The organism is Pseudoalteromonas sp. SCSIO_11900 (assembly GCF_000576475.1).
Taxonomy (GTDB): domain Bacteria; phylum Pseudomonadota; class Gammaproteobacteria; order Enterobacterales; family Alteromonadaceae; genus Pseudoalteromonas; species Pseudoalteromonas tetraodonis.
On the sequence record NZ_KK070023.1, the window covers coordinates 2,082,108 to 2,106,561 of the forward strand.

A 24,454-nucleotide genomic window follows, 5' to 3' on the forward strand; every position below is an offset into this window, starting at 1 on the left:
GCTGTAAGCTGCTCTGCGTTAAGTTATATAACGTAGATACAAGGTTGGGTTATAAACCCAACCTAACTAAACAAATTTTAACTCATAAAGTTAAGCTGGCTTTAAATATAATTTTCATCAATAAACTGACACCACAGCTGTGTGTTTAATTCTGGTACATTTGGCTTATCTCTAATACCGAGTTTAAACATGATCACAGAGCGCCATTCTAAAGAGCCAATGTCTGGCCCATGTTCATAACCGTCACCGGTATTAATTTGCTGCTCAACATAGTTAAACCACGCCTCAGAGCACGGCGAATATTGTTCATCTTTTTGCGCAACACTACTGCATCCAGCAATAATGAGTATTAAAGGGGCCATTAATAGTTTCATATTTTACCTATGTGTTTATTTTGCTAATCGCTGCTGTGCTAAGGTTAAACGCTTATGTGACCTGTATACTTGCAACCTTTCATCGTCCGTAATTAAAAATGCATCCATTTCTACAGATATTAAAGCAGATATGGGGAAAATCTCTAAAATACCAAAGTCAGCAAGTTTAGCTGAAAGAAGTGCCGTTTTGCCATTAGCAATAAAAGTAGAATCTTGATCACGAAAATCGCCATCAACATATAGTATTGCACCACCAAACCATGAGTTAACAATTTTAATTTTATGACCCTTGACCGTGAATTCGAACTCTTTTCGCATTTTCAAACTCCATTTTTTAAAAACCTATAAAGTTTTAACAACGTGTTATATGAAATTTATGCAGAACTTTAATAATACACTCTCAAAATTAATTCAAAGCGATAAATACAAAGCGCTTATATATCACTTTGCGGCTGATTTACCTGCTGAAGAGTTTAATAAAATTTATCAGCAAGCACTGTTAGATGGAGAGTGAGAACGCAAGCACAGCGTAGTTTTTTAACCGCTAGGGTAGGCTATTTATTATTGAAATCTTTGCTCTGAAAATTCAAACAATGGCACTTACAAGTGCCCCCGCGTCTGTAATACCTGCATCCTTCATGGCTTGGCCGATCATTTGCACGAGCGCAATTACCTGAGATTGTGTTGATGAAACGATGTTTGCTTGTGCTTCAATTTGTGCCTGTATTGCCTCGTCTTCTTGGTCCGATTGAGCTTGTAATTGAGTGAGTTGCTCTTTTTGTTCTTCAAGCAGCTGCTTGAGCTCCTTAAGTTGCTCTATCATTTTAGCGATATATTCAGGCATTTCTGAACTTGCTGTTTTTTCAGCATTTTGCTCAGCCTTTTTTCCTGAGAGTTTATTGCGCTCTTTATCTGATAATTGATAATCAGTGTTGTCCTGATTTTTTGTTGTGTCTTTTGTTTGTAGTGCAATATTTGTTTTTTCGGCTGTAATTTTAACGTAAAAGGCTGAGTGTTTATTTAGCTGTATCACGGTTTATTATCCATAATGTTATTCGTTACCAATTTAGCTATCGGCAGAGATACTAATGTACTAAAGCAATAAATACAAAAAATGACATCTCATTATATATGTTCACTTCGATAATTATGCCTCTTATCGCTTATGTATTTACCAACCTCTAAATTTATTTTTTATTTTAAATTATATAATTTTTATATTGACACACTGAGTGCTTATTACTACATTTGTAATAGATGAAAACTACAACTGTAGTAATAGAGGTTAAAATGAAACTTAGTGAATTTGAATTAGACATAATGCAGTTGCTTTGGCAGCACGAGCCTTGTACTGCTAGCCAGTTACATAAAGCCCTACTTGCTGATACAAAAAAAGATAAGCAAGTAGCTTACACCACAGTAAAAACAATCGTTGATAGGTTAGAGCAAAAAGAGGCGATAGTACGCTGTGGGAACGAGGGGAGAGCGATCGTATTTAAATCAGTGATCACTCAAAGCGCATTTTCAGCACAAGCAATGCCTAGCTTTATGCAGCGTTTTTTTAAAGGTAACTCTCGCAGCTTAATTGCCCATTTTATTAAAGAAGAAAAACTGAATGACGAGGATATTGAGTACCTACAATCGTTATTGAAAAATAAAAAGCAAGATTAAAGGAGAAGGCTATGATGGATTATTTTGTAACTTGCACAATTATTAGTGTGTGTTGTTTGCTTGCATCATTAGGGATGAAAAGTGCCCCTTCTAGATTAAATTTTTACGTAATAATGCTGGCTTTAATAGCCTGGTTTGTTCCTTGGCAATACTTTTCTCAATTGCCATTATTTGAAAGTACATCGCAATATACTGTTAATGTTGCTGAGTTTAGTTTTTTAAATACGTTAATAGCCCCTACCAGTGCGCAGGTCATAACATCAGAAAGTAGCATTATTGCACCAGTGAGTTGGTTACCATCATTAAACCATATTTTTAGTGTATTGCTGTTTAGTGGAATTGGCTTGTTTACATTGCGTGTTGCTATGTATGTAAAGTTAGTCAAAAACTTAAAAGCTAACTCAAGCTTATATAGCACTTCAAAACGAGCAAACTGTATATATCCAATAAGATTCACCTCAATTGGAGGGCCTGCTTTTGCAACAGGATTAGTCAATCCGGTTGTTTGGCTTACTCCTGAGATGGAAAATCGAAAAGAATTAAACTCTGTTATTGAGCACGAATTAACGCACTTACAACAAGGTGATATTTATTGGACATGGCTAATTTGCTTTATAGAAAGTGTTTTTTGGTGGAACCCAATATGCTCAAAACTAGCGCGTTTGGCAAAAGAGCAGTTAGAGCTTAGTTGTGACGAAAAATGTATGCGTAAACTCAAAGGTAAGTATCAGTTAGATTTAGCCAGTTTGTTACTCTCTGAGCATGAAAAAAAATCTAAATATAACTTTTTCACTCCCCCTCTTTTGAATATTGAACACTCAAAGAGTTTTAATATTCAAAGGATTAAAATGTTAAACAAGGAAAAAACAATGAAAAGTAAACATATGGTAATGGCTTTGGCTGCACTGTCTTTTAGCGCGTTGGCAGCAGCACAAATTGTTGATGAAAATCCAAAGAATGAACAACATAGTGCGCAAAAACAGCCCGCAGCTAGTAATCAGTATAACCAACAGTTAGCGCAACTTTTAGAGGTAGCTGGTGATGCAAAAAGTGATCAATCAACACAACTAATACAAACGGCAAAAAATATTCAAAAATGGTATGCAAATAGAGATGTGCTATCAGGTTTTGAAGAGGGAAAAATTAAATTAGAAAGTTATACTTTACTCGTTCATGTTTTTTCTAAACTTGAACAATATGAAGATATCTTAAGTGCTTACGAAACATGGTATCCAGCAGGAAGCAACCCGCCATATTTTACGAAAAACTCGCTTGCTAATGCCTACATACAACTAGGTCGTTATGAACTGGCTATAGCTGAATTAGAGGAGTTGTCTAGAGAGCTTGACGGTAACTTACACGAAGGTTCTGCTGGGAACTTAGCATTAGCTTATATTTATAGCGCAGATTACGATAAAGCATTAGACACACTGCAACAAGCTAGTTTAGAGGGAAGTGCTTATGGTGATGTTTTAAAATACTACATTTTTGATCAGCAAAATAATCAAACAAAAATGGCTGAATTAAAAGGACGTTTACCAGCAGCCTTTGCGGTAACACCGGCTCTACTTCCTCGAATAGGTATTCCACAATCACCGTTATTAGCTAAATTATAAATAAGCAAATATAAAAAAGCGTTGCCCTTGAGCAACGCTTTTTTTTATCTTGTTTAGCCTTTAGCCTTTAGCCTTTAGCCTTTAGCCTTTATTCAGCTGCTAAATAATCTAATACCACTTGGTGGTGATCTTTGGTTTTGAATTTATCAAACAAGTGTTTAATTTTACCGTCTTGGCCTACTAAGAAAGTGAGGCGGTGGATACCGTCGTACTCTTTGCCCATAAACTTTTTATAGCCCCACACCCCAAAAGCGTCAGCAATGGCATGATCTTCATCTGAAAGTAGGTCAAAGTTAAGCTCTTTTTTTGTTTCAAAGTTTTTAAGACGCTTAATCGGATCTGGGCTTATGCCAACAACATGGGTGTTAAATTTAGCAAGTTCTGCTTGTTGGTCACGCAGGTTTTCGGCTTGTACGGTACAGCCAGGCGTTGACGCCTTAGGATAAAAGTATACCAGTACTTGTTTTTCTTTTAATAACTCGCTGAGCACGACAGTTTCGTCATTTTGGTTTTGTAAGCTAAAAGCCGGTGCTGTGTCGCCACTTTGTAATGGGGTAATTTTGTTCATGCTAAACTCCTTAGCGAATACGTCGAAAGATGTAATCTACGTTTAAAACGTGCGAAAGGTTTTCAAAACTAATTTTAAATTGGTCAATATCAACGTCAACGGGAATATTAAATTCAAGTTCACAGCGCATTTTAAGCTCAGTTTCTTCTTCGTAGGTGTCTGATTTTAATGAGCAAATATTAATATTATTATCTGCAAAAAAACGCGTTACTTTGCTTAATGTGCCAGGGGTGTCTATGCCGGTATATTCTAAGGTATAGCCTGCACAAAACTCGCTTTGATTATGGCTTGAAGTACGCTTCATCATAGTGAGCAGTCCAAGCTCCATGCCTTTGGTGGGTAATGTATGCTCTATGCGGCTAATGGCTGACATATCACCGCTAAGTAGCATAATAAAGGTGAATTCGTTGCCTAAAATTGCAATACGGCTATCTATAATATTACAGTGGCAATCGCTTACGAGTTGCGTAAGTTCACTGACGATGCCCGATCTATCCTCGCCAATTGCGGTTAAAACAATTTGATGATTTGAAAATGCAGTCATGGGTTTTAAAGTACCTAAGTTACTTGGATGAAAACAACCGACTTGGCAACAAAAAAATAAACACGTAGCGTTGCACGGCGGCAAAGTTTAACACAAAACCCGCGTTAAACTATAGCAGCGGTTAATTTTAGGCGGTTAATAGTGCAGTGTTTCTTGTTTTTACAAGCTTGTGAAAGTACCATAGCAAAAATGTGTCTATTTGTAGCCTAGTCCGTTTGTTATCTCATAGGCTGAATGCAGTTAGGCAAGCAAATTATAAATGTAAAGTTAATATTGATTTTACACTGAACCAAATCGGCATTACCCACTCATATATTTGTTAAAACAATTAAGGGTATGCTAAGGAGAATTATCTGTGCAGTATTGGATCCCAAAAGCACTAGCAGTAAGTGTATTGGTAAGTTTGTCAGGGTGTAGTGTATTTACAAGTGATGCTCATAATGAGCGTAATTACCGCGCCCATGAGCCGGTTAAAGTGCCTGCATCGTTATCTCAACCCGCTCAAGATCCTGTTTATAAAATGGATGTGGGTCAATATGATAATAATCCGGAGGCAACAAACTATCGTCCGCCGGCGCAAGTTTTAACCATTGCTAAAGGCAGTTGGGTTGAGGAAGCAGATAAACAAGCGCGTATTTATTTTGATAAAAATGACGGCATTGAAGATTTAGATGTGTTTATTTGGGATTCGATTCAAGCGGTGCTTGCTGATAATAACATTAGTGCAACACAGCAAGATAAAACGCAAGGAACACTTGTAACCGATTGGTACGCTATTATAAAGCCTGAAGAAAGCTGGTTATGGGGCAATGATGAAAGCGTTGATTTAGAGCGTTTTAAATTTACTATTGAAGAAAAAGAACACCAACGCACAGCCTCGTTAACTGCTGAGCTTATTGATTTTAAAGGTGATAAGCCGCTAACTGATTTATTAAAACAACAGCTTGAAGTGCGTGCACTTAACCAAGTAGTGAGTGAGTTTGATTACCGCTACCGTCAGCTTGAAGTTGATATGCGTAAGCGCCAAGGGATCATCTCGTTAGAACTCGGGTTTGATAACAAAGGCAATGCCGCACTTGTTACTGAGCAGGCTTACGATACGGTATTCGATCGCTTTTCTGGATTCTTAGAGCGTTTATCTTTTACTATTGTTGAAATAAACCAAGAGACAGGTTTAATTACAGCAGATTATGCGAAAGTAGAAACCAGTGTGTGGGATTCAATTTGGGGCGATGAACCAATAGAGCTTCCAATTGATGAAGGTCAATACCAAATTTTGGTTAGCAAAACCAAACAAGGTGGCACCAGTCTAACGTGGATGGATGACAAAGGCGAAACACTTGAACCAGGTACAATGAATGGGTTACAACAAGCATTAGAAGCGGCGCTAATTAAGCGCGGTATTAAAATTTAATAATTATAAATACTTCCCACAAAAAGAGCTTTTTGCTCTTTTTGTGGTTTTTACAGGTTAAAAATATGTCTCAGTTAGATTCATCACGCCCAGCACCGGTCCAAAAAAGTTATGATTTGAAAATATGGTTGGTTTTTTTAATTCCTTCATTAATCGGTGTGTTTTTGTTTATGACGCCAGTACCGTCTGGCGAAATAATGACGATTCCTATTGCGGTAATGGCAAAAGCAATTCAAGCTTTATTTAGTCAAATAGCGCTTGGGTTAATAGCGACGATTATTTGTATTACTGGCGTTATGTCGTTGGTATTTAGTGTGTTTAAACCGAAAAGCTTAACCAAATTTCGCTTATTAAATCATTTGTTTAATGTGAGTTGGATTTGGTTAGTAACACGGTTATTAGGTATGGTGTTTGTGCTTTTAACTTATTTTCAAGTTGGGCCGCATGCTATTACCTCAGAAAATACCGGCTTGCTGGTATTGAAAGATTTACTACCAGTGTTGTTTTCGGTGTTTATTTTAGCGGGCTTGTTACTGCCGTTATTACTTAACTTTGGTTTACTTGAGCTTGTGGGTACCTTACTTACTAAAGTAATGCGCCCATTATTTGGCGTACCAGGGCGCAGTGCAGTTAACTGTGTTGCTTCATGGTTAGGTGATGGTAGCGTCGGTATTTTAATGACTGCGCGTCAGTATGAAGATAAATATTATACTCAACGTGAAGCTGCGATTATTGGTACCACTTTCTCAGCTGTTTCAATTACCTTTTGTTTGGTTGTTATTGGCCAAGTAAAGCTTGAATACTTATTTGCACCTTTTTACCTAACTGTGTGTTTAGCGGGTGTAGTGGCTGCGATAATTGTTCCGCGTTTACCGCCACTGCGGTTTAAAAAGGACGTGCTTATTGATGGTAAAGAGCCCGATGGAAACGCTGAATTGGTTCCTGAAGGCAAAACATTACTTAAGCATTCACTTGATGTTGCATTAACTAAAGCAGAAAAAGCACCAGGCTTAAAAGGCACAATTGAAGAGGGCTTACACAACGCATTTGATATGGTGTTTGCAGTATTACCTGTGGTAATGGCTGTGGGTACATTTGCGTTAATTATTGCTGAGTACACGCCAATATTTCAATATTTAGGTATGCCGTTTATTCCATTTTTAGAATTGCTACAAATACCTGAAGCTGAAATGGCGGCACAAACGATTATGGTTGGATTTGCAGATATGTTTATCCCGTCTATTCTAGCCGCAGGCTCAATTGAAAGCGATGTAACACGTTTTATTATTGCGGCAATGAGTGTAACGCAACTTATTTATATGTCTGAAGTGGGCGCACTTTTATTGGGTAGTAAAATACCGGTTAATATTTTTGAGCTATTTGTTATTTTTATTCTCAGAACCTTAGTAACCTTGCCTGTTATTGCCTTAATGGCACACTGGTTAGTTGGCTAGAACAGTCATTTAAACGAAAAAAAGCCCTGATTATTCAGGGCTTTTTTGTTTCTTTGCTTTGCGCAGATGAGCGTGGTGCTGAGGGTTTAAACTCGCTTTTTGCACTTAAACGCAGCAGTACTAAATTGCCGATAACAATAGCCAGTACAATCACGATAACGAGTACGATTTGCCAAATTTGCATTGCGATGCTCTTATTTTTTATTAAGCGATAATTATGACCACTTTAAATAAAAGCTGCAATCCTCTCTAGGGCTGTAAATAAGCAATTAGAACCGTTGTGCCACCGATAACGTTAAAAAGTTAATACCTGGGTTGGGCGCTTTGAATCCGGCGTTTGAATAGTGAATAATTCGCAGCGCTACATTAGTTTCACCAAAATCTGCCACTAGGCCTATCCTATCTTCAAACTGATAGTGAGTACTTAGGTTTTTACCAGCAAAATAGCGCTCATCAAGTAATGAAAAACCAATGCCAGCCTCTACATAAAAGGGGGTGTTGTATACACTAAATACTGGAAATTGCACCACCGGTGACACAGCCAAGACCACGTTGGATTGTGATTGTTGATCATGGCGGTATTGCCACGCATTAACGCTGGTTTCTAAATAAAAACGAGCATCGCCGACAAAGTTTTGCATTCCTTGAGGGTGATATTGATACGCAAGCTTTGCCCCTGTTACATTGCCTTCTCCTTTTAATAAATCGACGGCATAACCATGGTTAGAGGATGCATAAGCGGCTTTGGTAGCCAATATAAACAGGGTAAAAACAAGAACTAAAAGTCTGTTGTATGAGGTTTTCATAACGGCCAACTAGGGTTTAAGTCAAAATAGTAAAGGGATAATAAGGGCGGTGAATTGGTGTTTTCAATAAGGACAAAAAGCCGCTTGTATATGGCTTGTTAACTGATTTATTTAACCAATTGAATTTATTTAATTAATTTAATTGGTGCCAATTAGGCATTAATAAGTTGCTTATTTATGCCTTTTTTATTGCCTGTTATTTGCGTAAATTACGCTTAAATTAATTATTTAAACTATGCATTTTTTATGAAACTTATAAAGCTTTTAATGGTTATTGCTGTTTTTTTCAGTAGCACTTTGTATGCACAAACGCAGCCATCACCTAAGCAGTTATTGCAAACTGTAGCAGAATCATTATTTAACGATATTGGACAGGTAAATGCGAAAGGCGATGCCAGCAAAGAAGCCATGTCGTTAATTGTTCAGCAGCGTTTAATGCCACATATTGATGTTAAGTTTGTGTCGTTTAAATTATTAGGTAAGCATATTAAAGGTATTAACCGTGACCAAGGTGTTGCGTTTATTAATGCTGTAGAGCATTACTTAACAGGGACTTATGCCGGTGCGCTCATGAAGTACACAGGGCAGGATGTAATATTTGAGCAAGACGCTGCTGCAAGCGACTCTAAATTTGCTACGGTAAAAACGCAAATTATTGAACCGAATAAGCCAACCATTGATTTGCACTTTAAATTGCGTTTAGGTAACAACAACCAGTGGAAAGTATACGACATTGTTGCAGAGGGAATTTCGTTACTCAGTGCTAAGCAAAAAGAGATCATTCAACGTATTTCTGATGTGGGATTAGACCAAGTCATAGCAGAACTTCAGCAAAGTTAGTACTTTTGCAATTAACAGCTCCAACCTTAAAAGCAGCTAATGACGTATGTTGTTAGCTGCTTTTGTATTTTGGCCTATATTGCATGAGTTTACGCTAGCTTGGCTACCTAGCTGTGGTAGAATATTAGCTTCTTTGATTAAGCGTGGTGTCAGCTAAATACTGTTATAACTGACTACTCACCCGAGCTACACTGGAGTTGTGTTGTTTTAATGGAAAATGTACTAATTTGGCCAAAGGAATACCCGTTACTGGTCAAAGGGCTGGTTGAGCAAAACGGTGCCTTCATTTTAGATGCTTTAGAAGCTTGGCCCGCCTGTCGCTCTACTGAAGAAGATAATGGTGTATGCACCACTGTTTTACCCCCAATTTATTATTTAACCTGGTTAACCCCCTTAGAGCCATTCGAAGAGTGTTATTTTCAGCATATTTCTGAATATGATGAAAACGCACAAGAGTATATTGCTGCACTGAAAGAGCATTATTTTGCCAATGATTACAGCATAGAAAATATTGTGCTAATGCTGTGTCAGCGACTTGAAAAGTACGCAAGTGTGTCGGCACAAAATAACATTGAAACGCCACTTTCTTTAATTAGCTTATTTTTTAGTAAACGCTTTTTTACTCTGATAGAGCATGCACTAGAGCAAGGTGCAAAGCTCTCAGCTGCAGATACCTTAGCTATTTGGAAAGAGGTCGATTTTAGAGAGCGTTTAAGTGCGCATATTCCCCAGTCGATTGCTGATATTGACCACTTAGCAGAGCTGACCAGCGAAAAAGTGGCTGCTGGCAAAGATTACTTTACTTTGTTAACTCAGGTGTCTCCTGATGTTGATTCTATTGTGCTTTTAGAAAATGCCTTACTTGCGCATTTAAACAAGAAAAAAGCTAAGCAAACCATGGCAATGCGCTTTATTGAGCAAGGCGCCACGGGCACCTTAACCGATGAAGGTAATAAAACAGCATTTATGTGGGCGGCAGAAAAAGGCTACGTAAATGTAGTAGAAACACTCCTGCAGTACCAAGATAAAAAAGCGGTAGACGACCAAGGTAATACGGCGCTGCATTACGCGGTGATAAGTAAAAACGAATCGTTAATGATTTTACTGCTCAAAGCAGGGTATGACTTTAGAGCGCGAAATAACGAGGGGTTAAGTTGTTACCGATTAGCGGTTAGTATAAAAGCCAGCAACTTAGTTAAGTGCCTTGAGCGTGACTTTGGTATTAAAGAGTTATCGCCAGAGGGGCAGCTAGAGCGAATTAAAAAGGTGCATGTGCTACATGCGCTTGTGGCTTTATTATTACCGCTACAGTTATTTTTCTTTTTTGATGAAAACATCACTATAAAAAGTGAGCTTACTCTTTTTATGACCATGACGGCGGTGGTGTGTTTTTTCTTTGCAACGAACTTAAAGCGTTGCTCATTGTATCCGCATGTAAAACACCCATGGGGGTTGTTTTTAATACGAATGATGTCGGTTTTTAGTCTTGTTGCACAACTAGGTTTAGCCTGTATTGTAGGGTTGGCAGCTTTAAGCGAGTTAGTTTAAAAGTTAATGTTTTGCTACAAAAAAACGCGCTAATTAGCGCGTTTTTGCATTGTTGGGTATTTATTACGGATTGTTTTTATCGTGCTCGTGTGCAGCTTTTTCTTCAGCGAGCTCATCTTTAAGCTTGCGAATTTTAAGCCCAAGTTCTTGCCCTCTATGGCGCGCATAATAAGTACAGCCAATAAACATAGATGAGGCAAATAATAACTCAAGCAATACCCATATAAGCTCATCTTGTGCGACCCACAGCAATGTAAAGCCATGAATAAAGTAAAACATAACAATAAAATTAGCCCACGCATAGGTGTAGGTTTTATCTTGTAATATGCCTTTTAATGGCAGTAATAGTGGCAATACATACACTAAGAAAAGAAAGGTGTTACTGTGACCGTCTCTAGGGGCTAATACAAACATCCATAACGGCATTAAAATAAGCAGACCAATATAACCAAATAAGGCTAGGCGCTGAAATTTAATGGTAATCGGTTTTTTAGCAGGCTCGCTTACTTGAATCATTTAAGTTTACTCGCAACTTGAGTCAGGCGTTTTCCTACGCTTTGACATATTTTAATTTCGTCTTGACTTAGGGTTGAGCTGTTATTGCTACCTGCAACGTGAGAGGCGCCATAAGGTGTTCCTCCTGTTTCGGTGCCGAGCAACTCAGGTACATCGTAGGGTACGCCCATCAACATCATCCCATGGTGTAACAAAGGCAATGACAAATTGAGTAGGGTTGCTTCATTGCCACCATGCATACTGCTTGATGATGAAAACACACAGGCAGGTTTATCGATAAGTTGGCCTTTGAGCCAAAGATCGCTGGTGGTTTCCCAAAACGTTTTTGCTTGTGAGGCCATCATGCCAAAGCGGGTCGGCGTACCAAATGCAAGCCCGTCACAGGCAACTAAATCATCTTTACTGATCACAATGTCATGCGGGTTTTTAGCCACAAAAGTACGCAGTAATGCAGTTGCACCTTGTTGCTCTATTGACTCTGCAATCTCATGTGCCATGGCTTCTACTGAGCCATGGCTTGAGTGATACAGCACCACGATGGTTGTGCTCATTATAGAACGCTTAATACGTTTTCAGGCGGGCGACCTAGGGCGGCTTTATTGTTATTTACTACAATAGGGCGCTCAATTAGTTTTGGGTGATTGACCATGGCATCAATAAGCTCTGACTCGCTATTTTCATCTTTTAAATTAAGCGCTTTGTACTGCTCTTCTTTGGTGCGCATCAAATCTCGTGCCGAATTAAACCCAAGTTGAGAAACTAAGGTACTAATTTGCTCATGAGAAAGCGGTGTTTTTAAGTATTCAACAACACTCGGTTCAATGTTTTTACTTTGTAATAGGTTAAGGGTTTCGCGTGATTTTGAACAACGCGGATTATGATAAATAGTAACTGACATAATAATACATCCAAAGTATAAATTGTGGCTATTTTAGGTGAACTCACTAAAGACTTAAAGCCTCGCAAGCTCTTTTTGCAATAACCGATACTGTGTGAGTAACGCTTTTAAGCGCTGTTGCTTAACATTTTCACTTGGCTCTACAAAATTAAGCGCTTTTTGTATTTCGTCGGCCGCTTTTAAATACGCGCCATACTGAGATAATACATCGGCATTGGCTTCATGGTAGGCCGCCAATTTTTCTTGTTTTTTGTAGGCGTCAGTTAAAAGCTGTTTGCCTAAATTGTGATCGGGTTTTTCCAGTAAAAACGACTTTAATATATTTTCAGCTAACTCATATTGCTCAGCCTCTAATGCCGCGTTGGCGTAATTTAAGGTGATCACTTGGTTATTTGGCCGATAATTATTTAGCTCGCTTAAGTAACTAACAGCTTCTGCGGCTTTTTTTTGTGCAATGAGTAAATCTGTTTTGGTATCAATATAAAATAAGTTTTTAGGATCGTCTGCCAGTAACTCATCAAGAATAGGTTGTGCTTCATCCGTCTTTTTTTGATCAAGCAAACTAATAGCTAAACCGTATTGTAATGCTACGTTGTTATAGGTGTTTTCGCGCATTAACTTTCTAAATAAGGCTTCTGCGTTTTCGGGTTTGTTATCGTAACGCGCCAGGACTCGGCTTTTTGCTAAGTCAAAATCAAGGCTCGAGCTTACCTGGCGTTTAGGGTATTGCTCGGCACGAAGGCGAACATCTGACACACGACTTTCAGGAAGAGGGTGAGTGAGTAAAAACGCCGGTGGTTTATATTTATAACGAATTTGTGCGGCAAGTTTAGTTAAAAATTCACTTGATGCTCTGGCATCAAACCCTGCATTGTTGAGGGTTTGCATGCCCATTCTGTCTGCTTCTTGTTCGGCAGAACGGCTATGTGTCAGCTGACTGAAAGCTGATTGTGTTTGGCTGGCTGAAATAATAGCCATACCGGCATCAGGGGCTACAACCGCGGCTAAAATACCAGCAATCATGCCTGCAATAGTAAGCCCGCTATTATCTTGTTGCTGCTGAATGCGCCTTGCTAAGTGGCGCTGGGTGACGTGTGCTATTTCGTGGCCAAGAACCGATGCAAATTGACTCTCGTTATCGGCTTGGGCTATTAATCCGGTGTGTACACCAACATGGCCGCCATAAAATGCAAATGCATTGATTTCGGGATTATTTAACCAAAAGAATGAAAACCCAAAACGCACATCATTGGCGTTAGCAACTAACTTTCTACCTAAGGTTGTTAGGTATTCATCAAGCACCGGATCGTTAATCAAAGGCGATGAGCCTCTGATCTGCATCATCATCACTTCACCAATCGCTTTTTCTTTTTCAATTGGTAGTGCTTGTAAGGCTGAAGTGCCTAAGTCGGGCAGTTGAAGATTGGTTTGTGCCTTTAACGGCTCACTTATCAGTAGGCTAAACGTAAGCGCTGCACTGCATAAAGTGATAAAGGCTGATTTTAGCTGCATTATATTCCTTGTTTATTTTTTATCAGGGGCACTTGAAGGATCATGTCTATATAAACGGCTGTCCTTTTCACATAGTTGATAAAACGCCTTTATTGTGACCCCATCAACCTTAACAATGTTCAATTGAGTTTGTAAAAAAGCAATAATTTTATGAACCACTTTGTGAGAATGTAATATAAGCGCTTTATCTGCTTCATCGCCTTGGTCTAAGTAAAAGCCAATAAATTTATGTAATTGATTAATGCGAATAACGGTTTTCATGGTCAATGGATCCCATAACCTAAACTCCATTGTCTCATCATGTCGTGCGTATCTATCGATGGCGGTATCATTAGAAAAAGGGAGGGCTTGTAATTCAAAACCACGCTCGGTAAACACTTGATGCAGTGAAATTCGTGGTTTGTTATTGCTTTCTTTTTCATAAAGTTCGTTGGGGTCTATTCTCAGCGCTTCTAAATTCCAATTGCGTTTGTCGATAATACGCTTGATGGCATTATCAAATCCGTGATCTAAAATACTTTCACATTCACTTACCGACGAAGCCACTAAATGATAAAAATGCGGCAGCTCCCCCCAATTAATTTGCTTTTTAAACCAATTAATTTCTTTGAGAGTTGGATTGCTAGGCAATTGCGCTTTATTATGCGAATTAGGCATTAACGTATCCTGATAGCTAACGATGCTATAAGGATAAACCATTGCAGAGGTTGTTTTAAGGAAAAGTTAAATTTAACTGCGGTTAATCTCAATTGACCCTGTTATAGGACTTATTATTAATGTGAATAGGTAGCGAAACGAGTATGCTAGAGCTAAATTTACGCACTTATAAATGCCCACAGCAATTTATTCAGTTTAAATTAGGGCTGCGTGATGCAATATCGTTAAAACAAGCAATTACCTTTAATATCTCACAAGAACAAAACACTGATGATATTGAACGATATTTGCAAAAAAAAGCGTATTATTACAAGTTAAATAAACAACAGGGGTTGTTATTAGTGGAGCCGTTTTGTGTTTGAATATGTAAAAGCATGGTATGAAAAAAAGTTTTCTGATCCCGATTCAGTCACTTTACTTTTTTTATTGTTGGTACTGGTTGCCATGTTGTATTTTTTTGGCCCATTAATTGTGCCTGTGTTAGTGGCACTGATCATAGCTTATTTATTAGATTGGCCTGTGGTTCACATAGAACGGTTTGGCCTTAAGCGTTTTACTGCCACCAGCATAGTAATGCTGATATTTATTGGCATTATGCTCACTTTAATATTGGTTATAGGCCCTGTGCTTTGGCAGCAAAGCAGTAACCTAGTCCAAGAAACACCGCATATGGTCGAACAAGGTAAATCGTTTTTACTCGAACTGCCTGATAAATACCCCAGCCTTATTAGCGCAGAACAAGTGCAGTCGATTGTAGTAACCGTTGAAACCAAAGTACTCGACTTTGGCCAAGTGGTATTGTCTGCGTCGCTTAATTCATTAAAAGACGCTGTAGCATGGTTAATTTACCTTATTTTGGTACCGCTACTGGTGTTTTTTATGCTCAAAGATAAAGTAGAGCTCAGTGCCAGCATTGCTAAAATGATCCCACGCCAACGCCGCTTAATTCTACAAGTGTGGCATGAAATGAATCAGCAAATCATGAATTATATTCGTGGCAAAGTATTTGAAATTTTAATTGTTGGTTCTGTGTCGTTTATTGCTTTTACCATACTGGACTTACGCTACGCCGCGCTTTTAGGCGTTCTCGTAGGCTTTTCGGTGCTTATTCCGTTTGTGGGCGCAGCGTTAGTAACTATACCAGTGGCCGCAGTAGCGCTGTTTCAGTTTGGTTTAGAAACTCAATTTTGGACCGTTTTAATTATATACGGCATTATTCAAGCGCTCGATGGCAACGTATTGGTGCCTTTACTGTTCTCTGAAGCGGTTGATTTAAATCCGGTATTTATTATTGTTGCGGTGCTATTTTTTGGTGGGCTATGGGGTTTTTGGGGAGTGTTTTTTGCCATTCCATTAGCATCATTAGTCAAAGCACTTATTAATGCCTGGTCATCCAAACACGAAGAACCCGGTAACTAAAAGGTATAGTAAACGCACTTTAATTACTAAAGATTATTACTCATTCCTGTCAAAACTATGTACTATTGGGAATAAGATATATTTTTTAGTAATAAGGTGCGTTTTTAATGTCAGAGTTTTTATTGCCAGATGAACCCAAAGCTCAAGTTTATCTCGATGCAAATGCGACCACACCTGTATTGCCATGTATTGCAGAGGTGGTGTGCCATGCTATGCAAATTTGTTTTGGTAATCCCTCAAGTCCCCATATAACCGGCATTCAAGCCAAGCACTTATTAGAACAAACCAGGCAAAAAGCCCGTATTGTCATTGGCGCGCAGCAAGGTGATATTTTATTCACCTCGGGTGCCACTGAGGGGATTCAAACCGCCATTGTATCTACGCTCATTAATGCAAAACACCATACAAAGCCAAACCCCGTTTTATTGTACGGGGCAACCGAACATAAAGCGGTGCCTAATACGCTAAAGCATTGGAATACAGTGCTGGAAATTAACGCAGACATTATTGCTATTCCGGTTAATCGTGATGGTATTTTAGATTTAGACTTTATTGCTCAGCATATTGATAACGCTTTGATGATTTGCACGATGGCCGTTAATAATGAAACCGGTGTTTACCAAGATCTAAGCGCCATAGAAAAGGTGATTCGTAGTCGTAATAGCCAAGTCACTTGGATGGTTGATTGCGTACAAGCGCTTGGCAAACAACAGCTCAACCTAAGTGAAACCACGATTGATTATGCGCCTTTTTCAGGGCATAAACTTTATGCACCTAAAGGCATAGGTTTATTGTATATTCGTCAAGGCAGCCCATACACGCCCTTTATAGCCGGTGGCGGACAAGAAAGTGGCATGCGCTCTGGTACAGAAAACTTGCCTGGTATAGCTGGGCTCAATAAGCTGTTTAGTTTGCTGCTAGATAAACAAGACGAGACATTTAAATCAACAGATGTACTTAACTTGTATCGAGATAAACTGCATAGCGCCTTAGTTGATACTTTTGGAAGTATTACCTTTAATCATGACTTTGCCTGCTCAGTGCCCACAACGCTTAATTTTGCAGTTAACGATTTAACCAGTAAAGAAGTTATTGATTTATTTGACGCTGCAGGTATTAGGGTCAGCGGTGGTTCTGCATGCAGCACGGGAGCTACGCAGAGCTTTGTGCTTGATGCGATGGGAGCCTCACAGTGGCAAAGTGAAAACGCTATTCGTTTGTCATTTGGCCCTGCTGCCACGATGGCGCAAATAGATGATGCATGTGAACAAATTAGAGCGCTTAAAACGGTATTACAAGCTAACTGTTTAGTGATTTCTGATAGCAGTTTTCCTGTGCAAGAAGTATGTGCTTTAGGGCTTACCCAATTTAGACACCAAGGTGCATGTAGTTGGTTGTATGTAACAGATGATCAACATGCATTTATTATCGATCCGATTATTGAATTGATCCCTCGCTTTGAAAAAATAGTAACTACACAAAATTTAACTATTACCGCTATTTTAAATACGCACGAGCATCAAGAACGTCACTGCGCACTTGATTTAATGCGCAGCGCACTTAACGAAAACCTAGTCGCTGGAGAGGTTGATAAATTAGGCTGGCCAACTAATAGCGAAAAATTGCAATTAACCACTCACGTACTCGAAAAGTTAGCCACACCAGGGCATAGCCAAGATAGCGTGAGTTATTTATTAAAAGCGAATAATGGTGATGTTGAGTACTGTTTTTGCGGTGATTTAATTTTACCTGCAGGGCTTGGAAATACCGCGCTTGATGGCGGGGATGCAATGCAAATGGCGCATTCCTTGACGAGGTTAGCAGCAGAGCTGAATCCGCTAAGTGTGGTGTGTTCAGGGCATGATTACCAACAGTGCTTTGCAATGAACTGGGCTGTTCAACAGCAGCAAACGCCATTATTACAAACCTTAATTAAAGGTGATATTGATGACGCTGAATTTGCCGCACAAAAACAGCAAGCAGATTTACAACAGCAAACACAAGCTAACACGCTCTGTGGTTATGTTAATGCTAAGCCTGCTGTAGAAACTTCGCAATTAAGTTTTAACCAAGCAAAAGAAATACTGGTAAAGGGCAATGCGTATTTAATTGATACCCGAGAACCTTATGAACATGGCGCTAATAATTTAAGCGTATTGCTAAACGTACCCATAGCTAAAACCTTAAATATTCCTTTAAGTCGAATGGCTCATGCACTTACGCAAGGTCAATTGGACAAAAACAACCAGTATATTTTGGTGTGTCGCAGTGGTAACCGTTCAAAAATTGCGGCAGCAAATTTGACTGAGCTTGGTTACAGCAGTGTTTATAACTTAGCAGGTGGTTTAGCGTTAACCGGTTAATTGTTTTTTTAGAGGAAAGGCCGACATTTGTCTAATGCGGATCGTTTAAGTTAATTGAACGATCTTTGAGAGGCTTCATAATAGGCTACAACAAAAGTTGTGGCCTATTTTTATGTCTGAATTTATTAAAGAATTACACCTTACTACTGAGTTTAGCCAAGATCGTGATATTGATTCGTTTACTAAGCATATTCCCCTTGAGTGGATTGAAGCAGCCGTTACTCAAACAGGGAGAGCCTCTGTGCGTAAACGACGTTTCCCCGCCGAGCAAGCTGCTTGGCTTGTATTAGGGATTGGTTTATTAAGAAACCGCTCAATATCTGAAGTCTGTGACAAACTAGAGCTCGCTTTTCCTGACGCTAAAGGAGAGCTTCCACCATTGGCGACTAGCAGTATTATAAAAGGGAAAGAAAAGCTAGGCGCAGCGCCTATGAAACACCTTTTTAAACATACAGCAACGCAGTGGGAGCAGTCGCAAACTTTTGATGACGTGTGTGGTTTAAAGCTGCTCAGCATTGACGGTACACAATTTAAAACTCAAGATACACCGAGTAACCGTCACTTTGGCTATGCTAAATCGACAACAAACTTCCCCTCAGTACTTGCTGTGACCTTGATGTCGACAAGAACGCATTTAATATCCGATGCAGCGTTTGGCCCCATTACTCAAAGTGAAATTCATTATGCTCAACAGCTTGTTGGCTCAGCACCTGAATATTCATTGACGCTATTTGATAGAGGTTTCTTTTCGGCTGAACTATTTACGAGCTGGCAAGGCGTTAGCGAAAATCATCATTGGCTTACGCCCATCAAAAGCAAAATGCGCTATGAAATAACGGAGTCATTTAGCGATTACGACCACTTAATAACAATGCCTATTTCACCACAAGCTAAGAAATCAGCCCCTTACCTAGGTGATACATGGCAAGCAAGGCTTATTCAAATTCCGACACCTAAAGGGGAAATAAAAGGGTTCATCACCTCATGCGTCTGTCCAGAAAAGTACCCGCTGAAAGCGCTACTCGATGTGTATTGGCAACGATGGGAAATAGAGCGAGGCTATGGTGAGCTCAAGCAATATCAACTATCAAATAAACCAGCATTACGGAGCCTGAAACAGGAAGGTATTTATCAAGAGCTCTGGGGTATTCTGACATCATATAATATCGTGAGACTTGAAATGGCAGAGATGGCTAAAGCCCATAAAGTTGAGCCATTACGCATCAGTTTTATTAACGCATTATATCTCATACAAGACGAGTTTTTATGGTGTTCAGGTCGAAGCCCAGGGACAATCCCTAAAAAGCTAAAAGAACTACGTGAAAACGGTAAACGGCTAATATTACCGGAGAAAAGAAAGCGAAAAGCTTATCCGCGAGCGGTGCTGGCAAAGACACAAAAATATCCGGTTAGATATAAACGAAAAAACACCACTCGTTCTTAAACGAGTGGTGTTAGACATTTGTCGGCTTTTTTTTTGCTCGCTTTAATTTGGATCAGTTAGAAATTAATAAAATCTTTATTAAAGAGAGGGGCTGATCAGTTGTTAAATTCAATTTTTAATTTTATGATACCGGTGTCAAAAGCAAAAAATTGCGCTATTATCTGCATCAAAGCTTATAAAAATAACGCAAATTAGACTTTTTAAGCTATAATATTGGGCTTTGCTTTTTACAAAATTTGGTTGTTTTGCGTCGTAAAAAATTAAATAAAGCGCTTTAAATCAATAGATTAATACATTAGGGGATGTTTACATGGCGAGCCGTTCTGAGTTAGTAAGTTGGCAAGCACTAGAAAATAGTGCACAAAAGATGACACAAACACATCTGAAAACTTTATTTGCACAAGACGATTCTCGTTTTTCTCAATTTTCTACTCACATTCCCGGTGTATTGTTTGATTATTCAAAACAACGTATTGATGAAACAGTTTTCGCTCAATTAATCTCATTAGCTAAAGAGTGTGATATTGAAGCGTGGCGTGAAAAAATGTTTGCCGGTGAAAAAATAAATATCACCGAAGACCGTGCTGTATTGCATACCGCACTTAGAAATCGCGCCCATACACCGCTTGTTGTTGACGGTGAAAATATTACTGAGGCGGTCGATAGCGAACTTGCTAAAATTAAAACCTTTGTTGAAAAAGTACGCAGTGGACAGTGGTTAGGTTACACCGGCAAAGCGGTGAAAGATGTAGTGAGTATTGGAGTAGGGGGTTCAAACCTAGGCCCTCAAATGGCAACTGAAGCACTTAAATCAGTGGTTGATAAGCCGTTAAACGTTCATTATGTTTCTAATGCTGATGGCGTACAAATCGCGTCGGTATTGAATAAAGTTGACCCTGAAACAACGTTATTTGTTATTTCGTCAAAAACGTTTACTACATCAGAAACCATGACCAACTCAAAAACAGCAGTTGATTGGTTTTTAAATAGCGCCAAAGATAAAAGCGCCATAGCAAAGCATTTTGTGGCAGTAAGCACTAATTTAGAAAAAACCGCGGCATTTGGTATTAGTGACGAAAACGTATTTACCATGTGGGATTGGGTTGGCGGTCGTTTTTCACTTTGGAGTGCGATTGGTTTACCTGTTGCACTTTATGCCGGCTTTGAAGCATTTGAAGCTATTTTAGAAGGGGCGTTTGAAGTTGACGAGCACTTTAAGTCGGCGCCGCTTGAGCAGAATATTCCTTTAATTATGGCGCTGTTGAGTGTATGGAATACCAGCTTTTTAGGGTTTGATTCGCAAGCTATTTTACCTTACGACCAAGCATTGCATATGTTGCCTGCATATTTACAACAAGGTGAAATGGAAAGTAACGGTAAACACGTCACTTTTGACGGGCAAACCGTACCTTACACTACCGTGCCTATTATTTGGGGCATGACGGGAATAAATGGCCAGCATGCGTTTTATCAATGTTTGCACCAAGGCAATATAATTGTCCCTGCGGACTTTATTGGCTCTGTAAAACCACAAGTTAACGTTGATAAGCATCACAATATTTTATTATCGAACTTTTTTGCACAAACCGAAGCATTAATGAATGGGGTAGATGCGCAGCAGATAACCGCTGATTTAACAGCCAAAGGCAAAACGCCTGCGCAAATTGAAATGCTACTAAAGCATAAAATTCATCAAGGAAACCGCCCAACAACGTCTATATTATTAGACACGGTTGATGCAAAAGCGGTGGGTCGTTTAATTGCATTGTATGAACATAAGATTTTTTGCCACGGTATTCTTTTACAAATATGTTCGTTTGATCAGTGGGGCGTTGAGCTTGGTAAAGGCTTAGCCTCTAAAATTGAAGCTGAATTAACCGACGATAACGTGGTTAATGAGCACGACAGCTCAACACAGGGCTTAATGGCGTACTACAAACAACACCGTACGCAGTAACACATTCACTTATTACACAATAAGTAACCAAATACCTTTGAACGGGTAGCGCTGGAGTCCTAGGGCCTGTATTTTTGTGAGAGGAATTACAGTGTCCCTAGACCCATATTTTATGGCGCATATAACGAACAACATTAGTAGGCTTTGTGCTAAGGCCTGCATTATCCAGATAATAAACCGCTATAACTGATTACCAATATGGTAGTGGCAGGTAGCATAAACGTAGAGAGTAACTATGCTTAATCCTTTTGATATTATAATTTTTGGGGGCGGTGGTGATCTTGCGTTACGCAAATTACTTCCTGCAATGTATCGAGCATATCAAGAAGGTAACTTACCGCAAGGCTCACGTATTTTGCCTACCGTGCGCGAACAAAGTAAATGTGATGAATACATTGATACCGCACACAAAGCATTACAAGAATTTTTAAGCGAAGGCGAGTATAACGCTAAGGATTGGAAATCGTTTTCAGCGTTTTTAGTGCCTGTAGTGAGTAATGTTACCGAAGCGGATGATAACTGGGATGTACTGAAAAAGATTCTTGATGAAGACGACAGCGATAAATCTCGTGTGTTTTACTTATCTCTTCCGCCAGCTGTGTATGGCACTTGTTGTGAAATTCTATCTACTAAAAAATTAATAACAGCCAATTCACGTGTTGTTGTAGAAAAACCAATTGGTTATTGTGGCGAGTCTGCAGAAGTTATTAATGCGAAAATTGCACAGTACTTCGACGAAGATCAAATCTTCCGTATTGACCACTACCTAGGTAAAGAAACCGTTCAAAACTTAATGGCATTGCGTTTTTCAAATTCATTATTTGAAAACATGTGGGATGCTAAATCGATTGATAATATCCAAATTAGCTTATCAGAAACGGTAGGGCTTGAGAGCCGCGCTGGTTTTTATGATAAAGCCGGTGCCTTGCGTGACATGGTGCAAAACCACTTGTTACAGCTACTTTGCTTAGTCGCAATGGAGTCACCGCATAAACTTAAAGCCAATAGTATTCGTAATGAAAAGTTAAAAGTATTAGAAGCATTACGCCCATTAGAGGGCAGCGATGTTGATGACAATATTATTCGTGGGCAATACGTACCGGGTGATTTAAACGGTAAAATAGTCCCAGGTTACTTAGAAGAGCTAAACGAAGGGGCAAGTAAAACTGAAACGTTCGTGGCTATTCGAGCGCACATTGATAATTGGCGTTGGGCAGGTGTGCCTTTTTACCTGCGTACCGGTAAACGTATGGCAAAGCGCTGCGCTGAAATTGTGGTTGAATATAAAAAAGTATCTCATAACGTGTATGAGGACAGCGTAGGTAATATCGAGCCAAACCGTTTGGTGATCCGTTTACAACCACAAGAAAGTATTCAATTAACGCTGATGTCGAAGCGTTTGGATAATTTAGACATGCAACTTGAGCCTGTAACGATGAACATTGAGCTGTCGCAAGCATATAGTAATGGCTTTCACTCAGATGCTTACAAACGTTTAATGCTTGATGCTGCAGCGAATAATCCATCATTATTTATTCACCGCGACGAAGTACGCCAAGCGTGGAAATGGATTGATCCAATAATTGAACGTTGGCAAGAAAAAGGTAAACCAGCACTGTACAGAGCCGGTAGTTGGGGCCCTGAAGATGCAGATGAATTATTAGCAGAGAATAATCATGTTTGGTTTAACACTGGCGATAAGGCATAAGTGATGGCAACATTAGTAGAAAAGTTTTTTGACGATAAAGCTGCGCTGACTGATGAATTATCTCAGTCGTTAGAGCATGCTTTACGTGATGGTATTGAACGTGATGGCCGTGCAGTATTAATGGTTTCAGGCGGTTCTTCACCTGAGCCGGCTTATAAACATTTATCGACCCTTGATTTAAACTGGGCAAACATTGATGTTGCTATGGTTGATGAGCGCTGGGTTGAGGCAAGTCATGAAAAGAGTAATGAAGCATTCATCAAGCGTACTTTGTTACAAAACCATGGTGCAGCGGCTAATTTTATTAGCATGAAAAATACAGCAGCCACTGCAGAGCAAGGGGTTGATGCCTGTGAAGCGCAGTTTCAAGCATTAAAACGTCCTTTTGATGTGACTATTTTAGGCATGGGCCCAGATGGCCACACCGCGTCGTTATTCCCACATGCACAGGGCCTGAAAAACGGCTTAGATTCAAGCCAACTTGTGTGCGCTATCAACGCGATACAAAGTGACGTAACAGGCAGTATTACTGAGCGCATGAGCTTAACGTTAAATGCGATTGCACAATCTAAAGTGGTTAAATTGTTAATTAGTGGCGATGAAAAGCTGGCTGTTTATAAACAAGCTTTAGCGGGGGGCGATGTGAATGACATGCCGTTACGTGCGGTATTAAATCACCCTGAGATCAACATTGAAGTGTATTGGGCGCCCTAATTTTAATATAAATTAGATGTGCGCTAAACCTCTTTGTATTGATGGTTTAATGAAAGGTCAGTCGCTTTTGCTACTGACCTTTTTTATTGCTGATCTGTTTTACTCTTTGCTGAATTAAACAAAGCCGCGCAGAGATAAAGATGAAATGCTGAGTATTGCCCCCACAATTAGCAGTATAAAATAGGCTTTTACACCGATTGTAAATCCTGAATAAATTTTACTTATAGAAAAAAATCAAATGGTTAAATTTATTAAACACTAACTCACAAGCATGTTTTACGGTTTGAAAATTCCTACTCACCACGTTGTTTTAAACAAAATCAATTTAAAAATGCTTCAGTACATGCTGGAAATTGATCGACAATTAAATTAGCCGGTTTACATGAAACTAATGAAAGCAAACTTTTATGAAGAATAGACTCTTGGTAGTT

The 24,454-nt window shown here is 39.2% G+C and carries 26 protein-coding genes; 14 read left to right on the top strand and 12 right to left on the bottom strand.

What is annotated here, in order from left to right; translation table 11 throughout:
* Positions 1–101 precede the first annotated feature (101 nt).
* Complete coding sequence (locus tag BG00_RS09700; RefSeq protein ID WP_036982178.1) at positions 102–374, bottom strand: hypothetical protein; 273 nt, start codon at positions 372–374, stop codon at positions 102–104.
* 15 nt (positions 375–389) lie between these two features.
* The gene (locus BG00_RS09705; RefSeq protein WP_036982187.1) at positions 390–692 is read right to left on the bottom strand and encodes a hypothetical protein; all 303 of its coding nucleotides are present in this window, start codon (positions 690–692) and stop codon (positions 390–392) included.
* Between the two features lie 58 nt (positions 693–750).
* Between BG00_RS09705 and BG00_RS17780 the strand changes: the two genes are divergently transcribed.
* Positions 751–888 (top strand): hypothetical protein, encoded by a 138-nt coding sequence (locus tag BG00_RS17780; RefSeq protein WP_171034729.1) that lies wholly within the window; start codon positions 751–753, stop codon positions 886–888.
* Between the two features lie 72 nt (positions 889–960).
* On the opposite strand, the gene BG00_RS09710 is transcribed toward BG00_RS17780, so the two are convergent.
* Positions 961–1,407 carry a hypothetical protein gene (locus BG00_RS09710; RefSeq protein WP_036982189.1) on the bottom strand — a complete coding sequence of 149 codons (447 nt, stop codon included), beginning with the start codon at positions 1,405–1,407 and terminating at the stop codon, positions 961–963.
* Between the two features lie 257 nt (positions 1,408–1,664).
* Here BG00_RS09710 and BG00_RS09715 point away from each other — a divergent pair, with 257 nt between their 5' ends.
* Both BG00_RS09715 and BG00_RS09720 read left to right on the top strand, forming a co-directional pair.
* Entirely contained in the window at positions 1,665–2,045 is a 381-nt protein-coding gene (locus BG00_RS09715) for a BlaI/MecI/CopY family transcriptional regulator (RefSeq protein ID WP_036982191.1), read from the top strand.
* A 14-nt stretch (positions 2,046–2,059) separates the two neighbouring features.
* On the top strand, positions 2,060–3,661 hold the full coding sequence (locus BG00_RS09720) for a M56 family metallopeptidase (protein WP_250653907.1): 1,602 nt from the start codon (positions 2,060–2,062) through the stop codon (positions 3,659–3,661).
* A gap of 88 nt (positions 3,662–3,749) precedes the next feature.
* Here the strand turns inward: BG00_RS09720 and bcp are convergent, their stop codons facing one another.
* On the bottom strand, positions 3,750–4,229 hold the full coding sequence (gene bcp / locus BG00_RS09725) for a thioredoxin-dependent thiol peroxidase (RefSeq protein WP_013465264.1): 480 nt from the start codon (positions 4,227–4,229) through the stop codon (positions 3,750–3,752).
* Positions 4,230–4,239: 10 nt separating this feature from the next.
* Positions 4,240–4,773, bottom strand: coding sequence for a glycine cleavage system transcriptional repressor (locus tag BG00_RS09730; RefSeq protein WP_013465263.1), 534 nt, complete (start codon positions 4,771–4,773; stop codon positions 4,240–4,242).
* A gap of 355 nt (positions 4,774–5,128) precedes the next feature.
* Between BG00_RS09730 and bamC the strand changes: the two genes are divergently transcribed.
* Positions 5,129–6,187, top strand: a complete 1,059-nt coding sequence (gene bamC, locus BG00_RS09735) for an outer membrane protein assembly factor BamC (RefSeq protein WP_036982196.1) — start codon at positions 5,129–5,131, stop codon at positions 6,185–6,187.
* A gap of 65 nt (positions 6,188–6,252) precedes the next feature.
* A complete protein-coding gene (locus tag BG00_RS09740) occupies positions 6,253–7,641 on the top strand; it encodes a YjiH family protein (RefSeq protein ID WP_036982198.1) in 1,389 nt (462 codons plus the stop codon).
* A gap of 34 nt (positions 7,642–7,675) precedes the next feature.
* Here BG00_RS09740 and BG00_RS17400 read toward each other — a convergent pair whose 3' ends face one another.
* A complete protein-coding gene (locus BG00_RS17400; RefSeq protein WP_076916055.1) occupies positions 7,676–7,825 on the bottom strand; it encodes a DUF2897 family protein in 150 nt (49 codons plus the stop codon).
* An 85-nt stretch (positions 7,826–7,910) separates the two neighbouring features.
* Positions 7,911–8,447, bottom strand: coding sequence for an acyloxyacyl hydrolase (locus tag BG00_RS09745; protein WP_036982200.1), 537 nt, complete (start codon positions 8,445–8,447; stop codon positions 7,911–7,913).
* Between the two features lie 246 nt (positions 8,448–8,693).
* On the opposite strand from BG00_RS09745, the gene BG00_RS09750 reads away from it, so the two are divergent.
* A complete protein-coding gene (locus BG00_RS09750; RefSeq protein WP_036982201.1) occupies positions 8,694–9,287 on the top strand; it encodes an MlaC/ttg2D family ABC transporter substrate-binding protein in 594 nt (197 codons plus the stop codon).
* A 210-nt stretch (positions 9,288–9,497) separates the two neighbouring features.
* Entirely contained in the window at positions 9,498–10,835 is a 1,338-nt protein-coding gene (locus BG00_RS09755) for an ankyrin repeat domain-containing protein (RefSeq protein ID WP_036982202.1), read from the top strand.
* 63 nt (positions 10,836–10,898) lie between these two features.
* Here the strand turns inward: BG00_RS09755 and BG00_RS09760 are convergent, their stop codons facing one another.
* The 5 genes from BG00_RS09760 to BG00_RS09780 are packed head-to-tail and all read right to left on the bottom strand — an operon-like array spanning position 10,899 to position 14,418.
* Positions 10,899–11,351: a DUF2069 domain-containing protein gene (locus BG00_RS09760; RefSeq protein ID WP_036982203.1), complete on the bottom strand. Its 453-nt coding sequence runs from the start codon at positions 11,349–11,351 to the stop codon at positions 10,899–10,901.
* On the bottom strand, positions 11,348–11,902 hold the full coding sequence (gene wrbA / locus BG00_RS09765; protein ID WP_036982205.1) for an NAD(P)H:quinone oxidoreductase: 555 nt from the start codon (positions 11,900–11,902) through the stop codon (positions 11,348–11,350). The genes BG00_RS09760 and wrbA overlap by 4 nt, the downstream gene beginning before the upstream one ends.
* Entirely contained in the window at positions 11,902–12,249 is a 348-nt protein-coding gene (gene arsC / locus BG00_RS09770; protein ID WP_036982212.1) for an arsenate reductase (glutaredoxin), read from the bottom strand. The genes wrbA and arsC overlap by 1 nt, the downstream gene beginning before the upstream one ends.
* Positions 12,250–12,303: 54 nt before the next feature.
* Entirely contained in the window at positions 12,304–13,761 is a 1,458-nt protein-coding gene (locus BG00_RS09775; RefSeq protein ID WP_036982223.1) for a beta-barrel assembly-enhancing protease, read from the bottom strand.
* A gap of 12 nt (positions 13,762–13,773) precedes the next feature.
* Positions 13,774–14,418, bottom strand: a complete 645-nt coding sequence (locus BG00_RS09780) for a hypothetical protein (protein WP_036982226.1) — start codon at positions 14,416–14,418, stop codon at positions 13,774–13,776.
* 143 nt (positions 14,419–14,561) lie between these two features.
* On the opposite strand from BG00_RS09780, the gene BG00_RS09785 reads away from it, so the two are divergent.
* The 7 genes from BG00_RS09785 to pgl all read left to right on the top strand — a co-directional run bounded on the left by BG00_RS09785 (position 14,562) and on the right by pgl (position 24,023).
* Entirely contained in the window at positions 14,562–14,780 is a 219-nt protein-coding gene (locus tag BG00_RS09785) for a hypothetical protein (protein WP_036982228.1), read from the top strand.
* Entirely contained in the window at positions 14,773–15,837 is a 1,065-nt protein-coding gene (locus tag BG00_RS09790) for an AI-2E family transporter (RefSeq protein WP_036982230.1), read from the top strand. Before BG00_RS09785 ends, BG00_RS09790 begins: the two co-directional genes overlap by 8 nt.
* Positions 15,838–15,944: 107 nt before the next feature.
* Positions 15,945–18,200: an aminotransferase class V-fold PLP-dependent enzyme gene (locus BG00_RS09795; RefSeq protein WP_036982232.1), complete on the top strand. Its 2,256-nt coding sequence runs from the start codon at positions 15,945–15,947 to the stop codon at positions 18,198–18,200.
* Positions 18,201–18,312: 112 nt separating this feature from the next.
* Positions 18,313–19,644: an IS4 family transposase gene (locus tag BG00_RS09800; protein ID WP_036979639.1), complete on the top strand. Its 1,332-nt coding sequence runs from the start codon at positions 18,313–18,315 to the stop codon at positions 19,642–19,644.
* Between the two features lie 310 nt (positions 19,645–19,954).
* Positions 19,955–21,601: a glucose-6-phosphate isomerase gene (gene pgi, locus BG00_RS09805; protein ID WP_036982234.1), complete on the top strand. Its 1,647-nt coding sequence runs from the start codon at positions 19,955–19,957 to the stop codon at positions 21,599–21,601.
* 235 nt (positions 21,602–21,836) lie between these two features.
* Positions 21,837–23,309, top strand: a complete 1,473-nt coding sequence (gene zwf / locus BG00_RS09810) for a glucose-6-phosphate dehydrogenase (RefSeq protein ID WP_013465247.1) — start codon at positions 21,837–21,839, stop codon at positions 23,307–23,309.
* 3 nt (positions 23,310–23,312) lie between these two features.
* Positions 23,313–24,023 carry a 6-phosphogluconolactonase gene (pgl, locus tag BG00_RS09815; protein ID WP_036982236.1) on the top strand — a complete coding sequence of 237 codons (711 nt, stop codon included), beginning with the start codon at positions 23,313–23,315 and terminating at the stop codon, positions 24,021–24,023.
* Positions 24,024–24,454: the final 431 nt, after the last annotated feature.

Bases quoted from the DNA above. Each gene is read 5' to 3' on its own strand.
- BG00_RS09700 (WP_036982178.1), bottom strand. From the start codon at position 374: ATGAAACTATTAATGGCCCCTTTAATACTCATTATTGCTGGATGCAGT.
- BG00_RS09705 (WP_036982187.1), bottom strand. From the start codon at position 692: ATGCGAAAAGAGTTCGAATTCACGGTCAAGGGTCATAAAATTAAAATT.
- BG00_RS17780 (WP_171034729.1), top strand. From the start codon at position 751: ATGCAGAACTTTAATAATACACTCTCAAAATTAATTCAAAGCGATAAA.
- BG00_RS09715 (WP_036982191.1), top strand. From the start codon at position 1,665: ATGAAACTTAGTGAATTTGAATTAGACATAATGCAGTTGCTTTGGCAG.
- BG00_RS09720 (WP_250653907.1), top strand. From the start codon at position 2,060: ATGGATTATTTTGTAACTTGCACAATTATTAGTGTGTGTTGTTTGCTT.
- bcp (WP_013465264.1), bottom strand. From the start codon at position 4,229: ATGAACAAAATTACCCCATTACAAAGTGGCGACACAGCACCGGCTTTT.
- BG00_RS09730 (WP_013465263.1), bottom strand. From the start codon at position 4,773: ATGACTGCATTTTCAAATCATCAAATTGTTTTAACCGCAATTGGCGAG.
- BG00_RS09740 (WP_036982198.1), top strand. From the start codon at position 6,253: ATGTCTCAGTTAGATTCATCACGCCCAGCACCGGTCCAAAAAAGTTAT.
- BG00_RS17400 (WP_076916055.1), bottom strand. From the start codon at position 7,825: ATGCAAATTTGGCAAATCGTACTCGTTATCGTGATTGTACTGGCTATT.
- BG00_RS09745 (WP_036982200.1), bottom strand. From the start codon at position 8,447: ATGAAAACCTCATACAACAGACTTTTAGTTCTTGTTTTTACCCTGTTT.
- BG00_RS09750 (WP_036982201.1), top strand. From the start codon at position 8,694: ATGAAACTTATAAAGCTTTTAATGGTTATTGCTGTTTTTTTCAGTAGC.
- BG00_RS09755 (WP_036982202.1), top strand. From the start codon at position 9,498: ATGGAAAATGTACTAATTTGGCCAAAGGAATACCCGTTACTGGTCAAA.
- BG00_RS09760 (WP_036982203.1), bottom strand. From the start codon at position 11,351: ATGATTCAAGTAAGCGAGCCTGCTAAAAAACCGATTACCATTAAATTT.
- wrbA (WP_036982205.1), bottom strand. From the start codon at position 11,902: ATGAGCACAACCATCGTGGTGCTGTATCACTCAAGCCATGGCTCAGTA.
- arsC (WP_036982212.1), bottom strand. From the start codon at position 12,249: ATGTCAGTTACTATTTATCATAATCCGCGTTGTTCAAAATCACGCGAA.
- BG00_RS09775 (WP_036982223.1), bottom strand. From the start codon at position 13,761: ATGCAGCTAAAATCAGCCTTTATCACTTTATGCAGTGCAGCGCTTACG.
- BG00_RS09780 (WP_036982226.1), bottom strand. From the start codon at position 14,418: ATGCCTAATTCGCATAATAAAGCGCAATTGCCTAGCAATCCAACTCTC.
- BG00_RS09785 (WP_036982228.1), top strand. From the start codon at position 14,562: ATGCTAGAGCTAAATTTACGCACTTATAAATGCCCACAGCAATTTATT.
- BG00_RS09795 (WP_036982232.1), top strand. From the start codon at position 15,945: ATGTCAGAGTTTTTATTGCCAGATGAACCCAAAGCTCAAGTTTATCTC.
- BG00_RS09800 (WP_036979639.1), top strand. From the start codon at position 18,313: ATGTCTGAATTTATTAAAGAATTACACCTTACTACTGAGTTTAGCCAA.
- pgi (WP_036982234.1), top strand. From the start codon at position 19,955: ATGGCGAGCCGTTCTGAGTTAGTAAGTTGGCAAGCACTAGAAAATAGT.
- zwf (WP_013465247.1), top strand. From the start codon at position 21,837: ATGCTTAATCCTTTTGATATTATAATTTTTGGGGGCGGTGGTGATCTT.
- pgl (WP_036982236.1), top strand. From the start codon at position 23,313: ATGGCAACATTAGTAGAAAAGTTTTTTGACGATAAAGCTGCGCTGACT.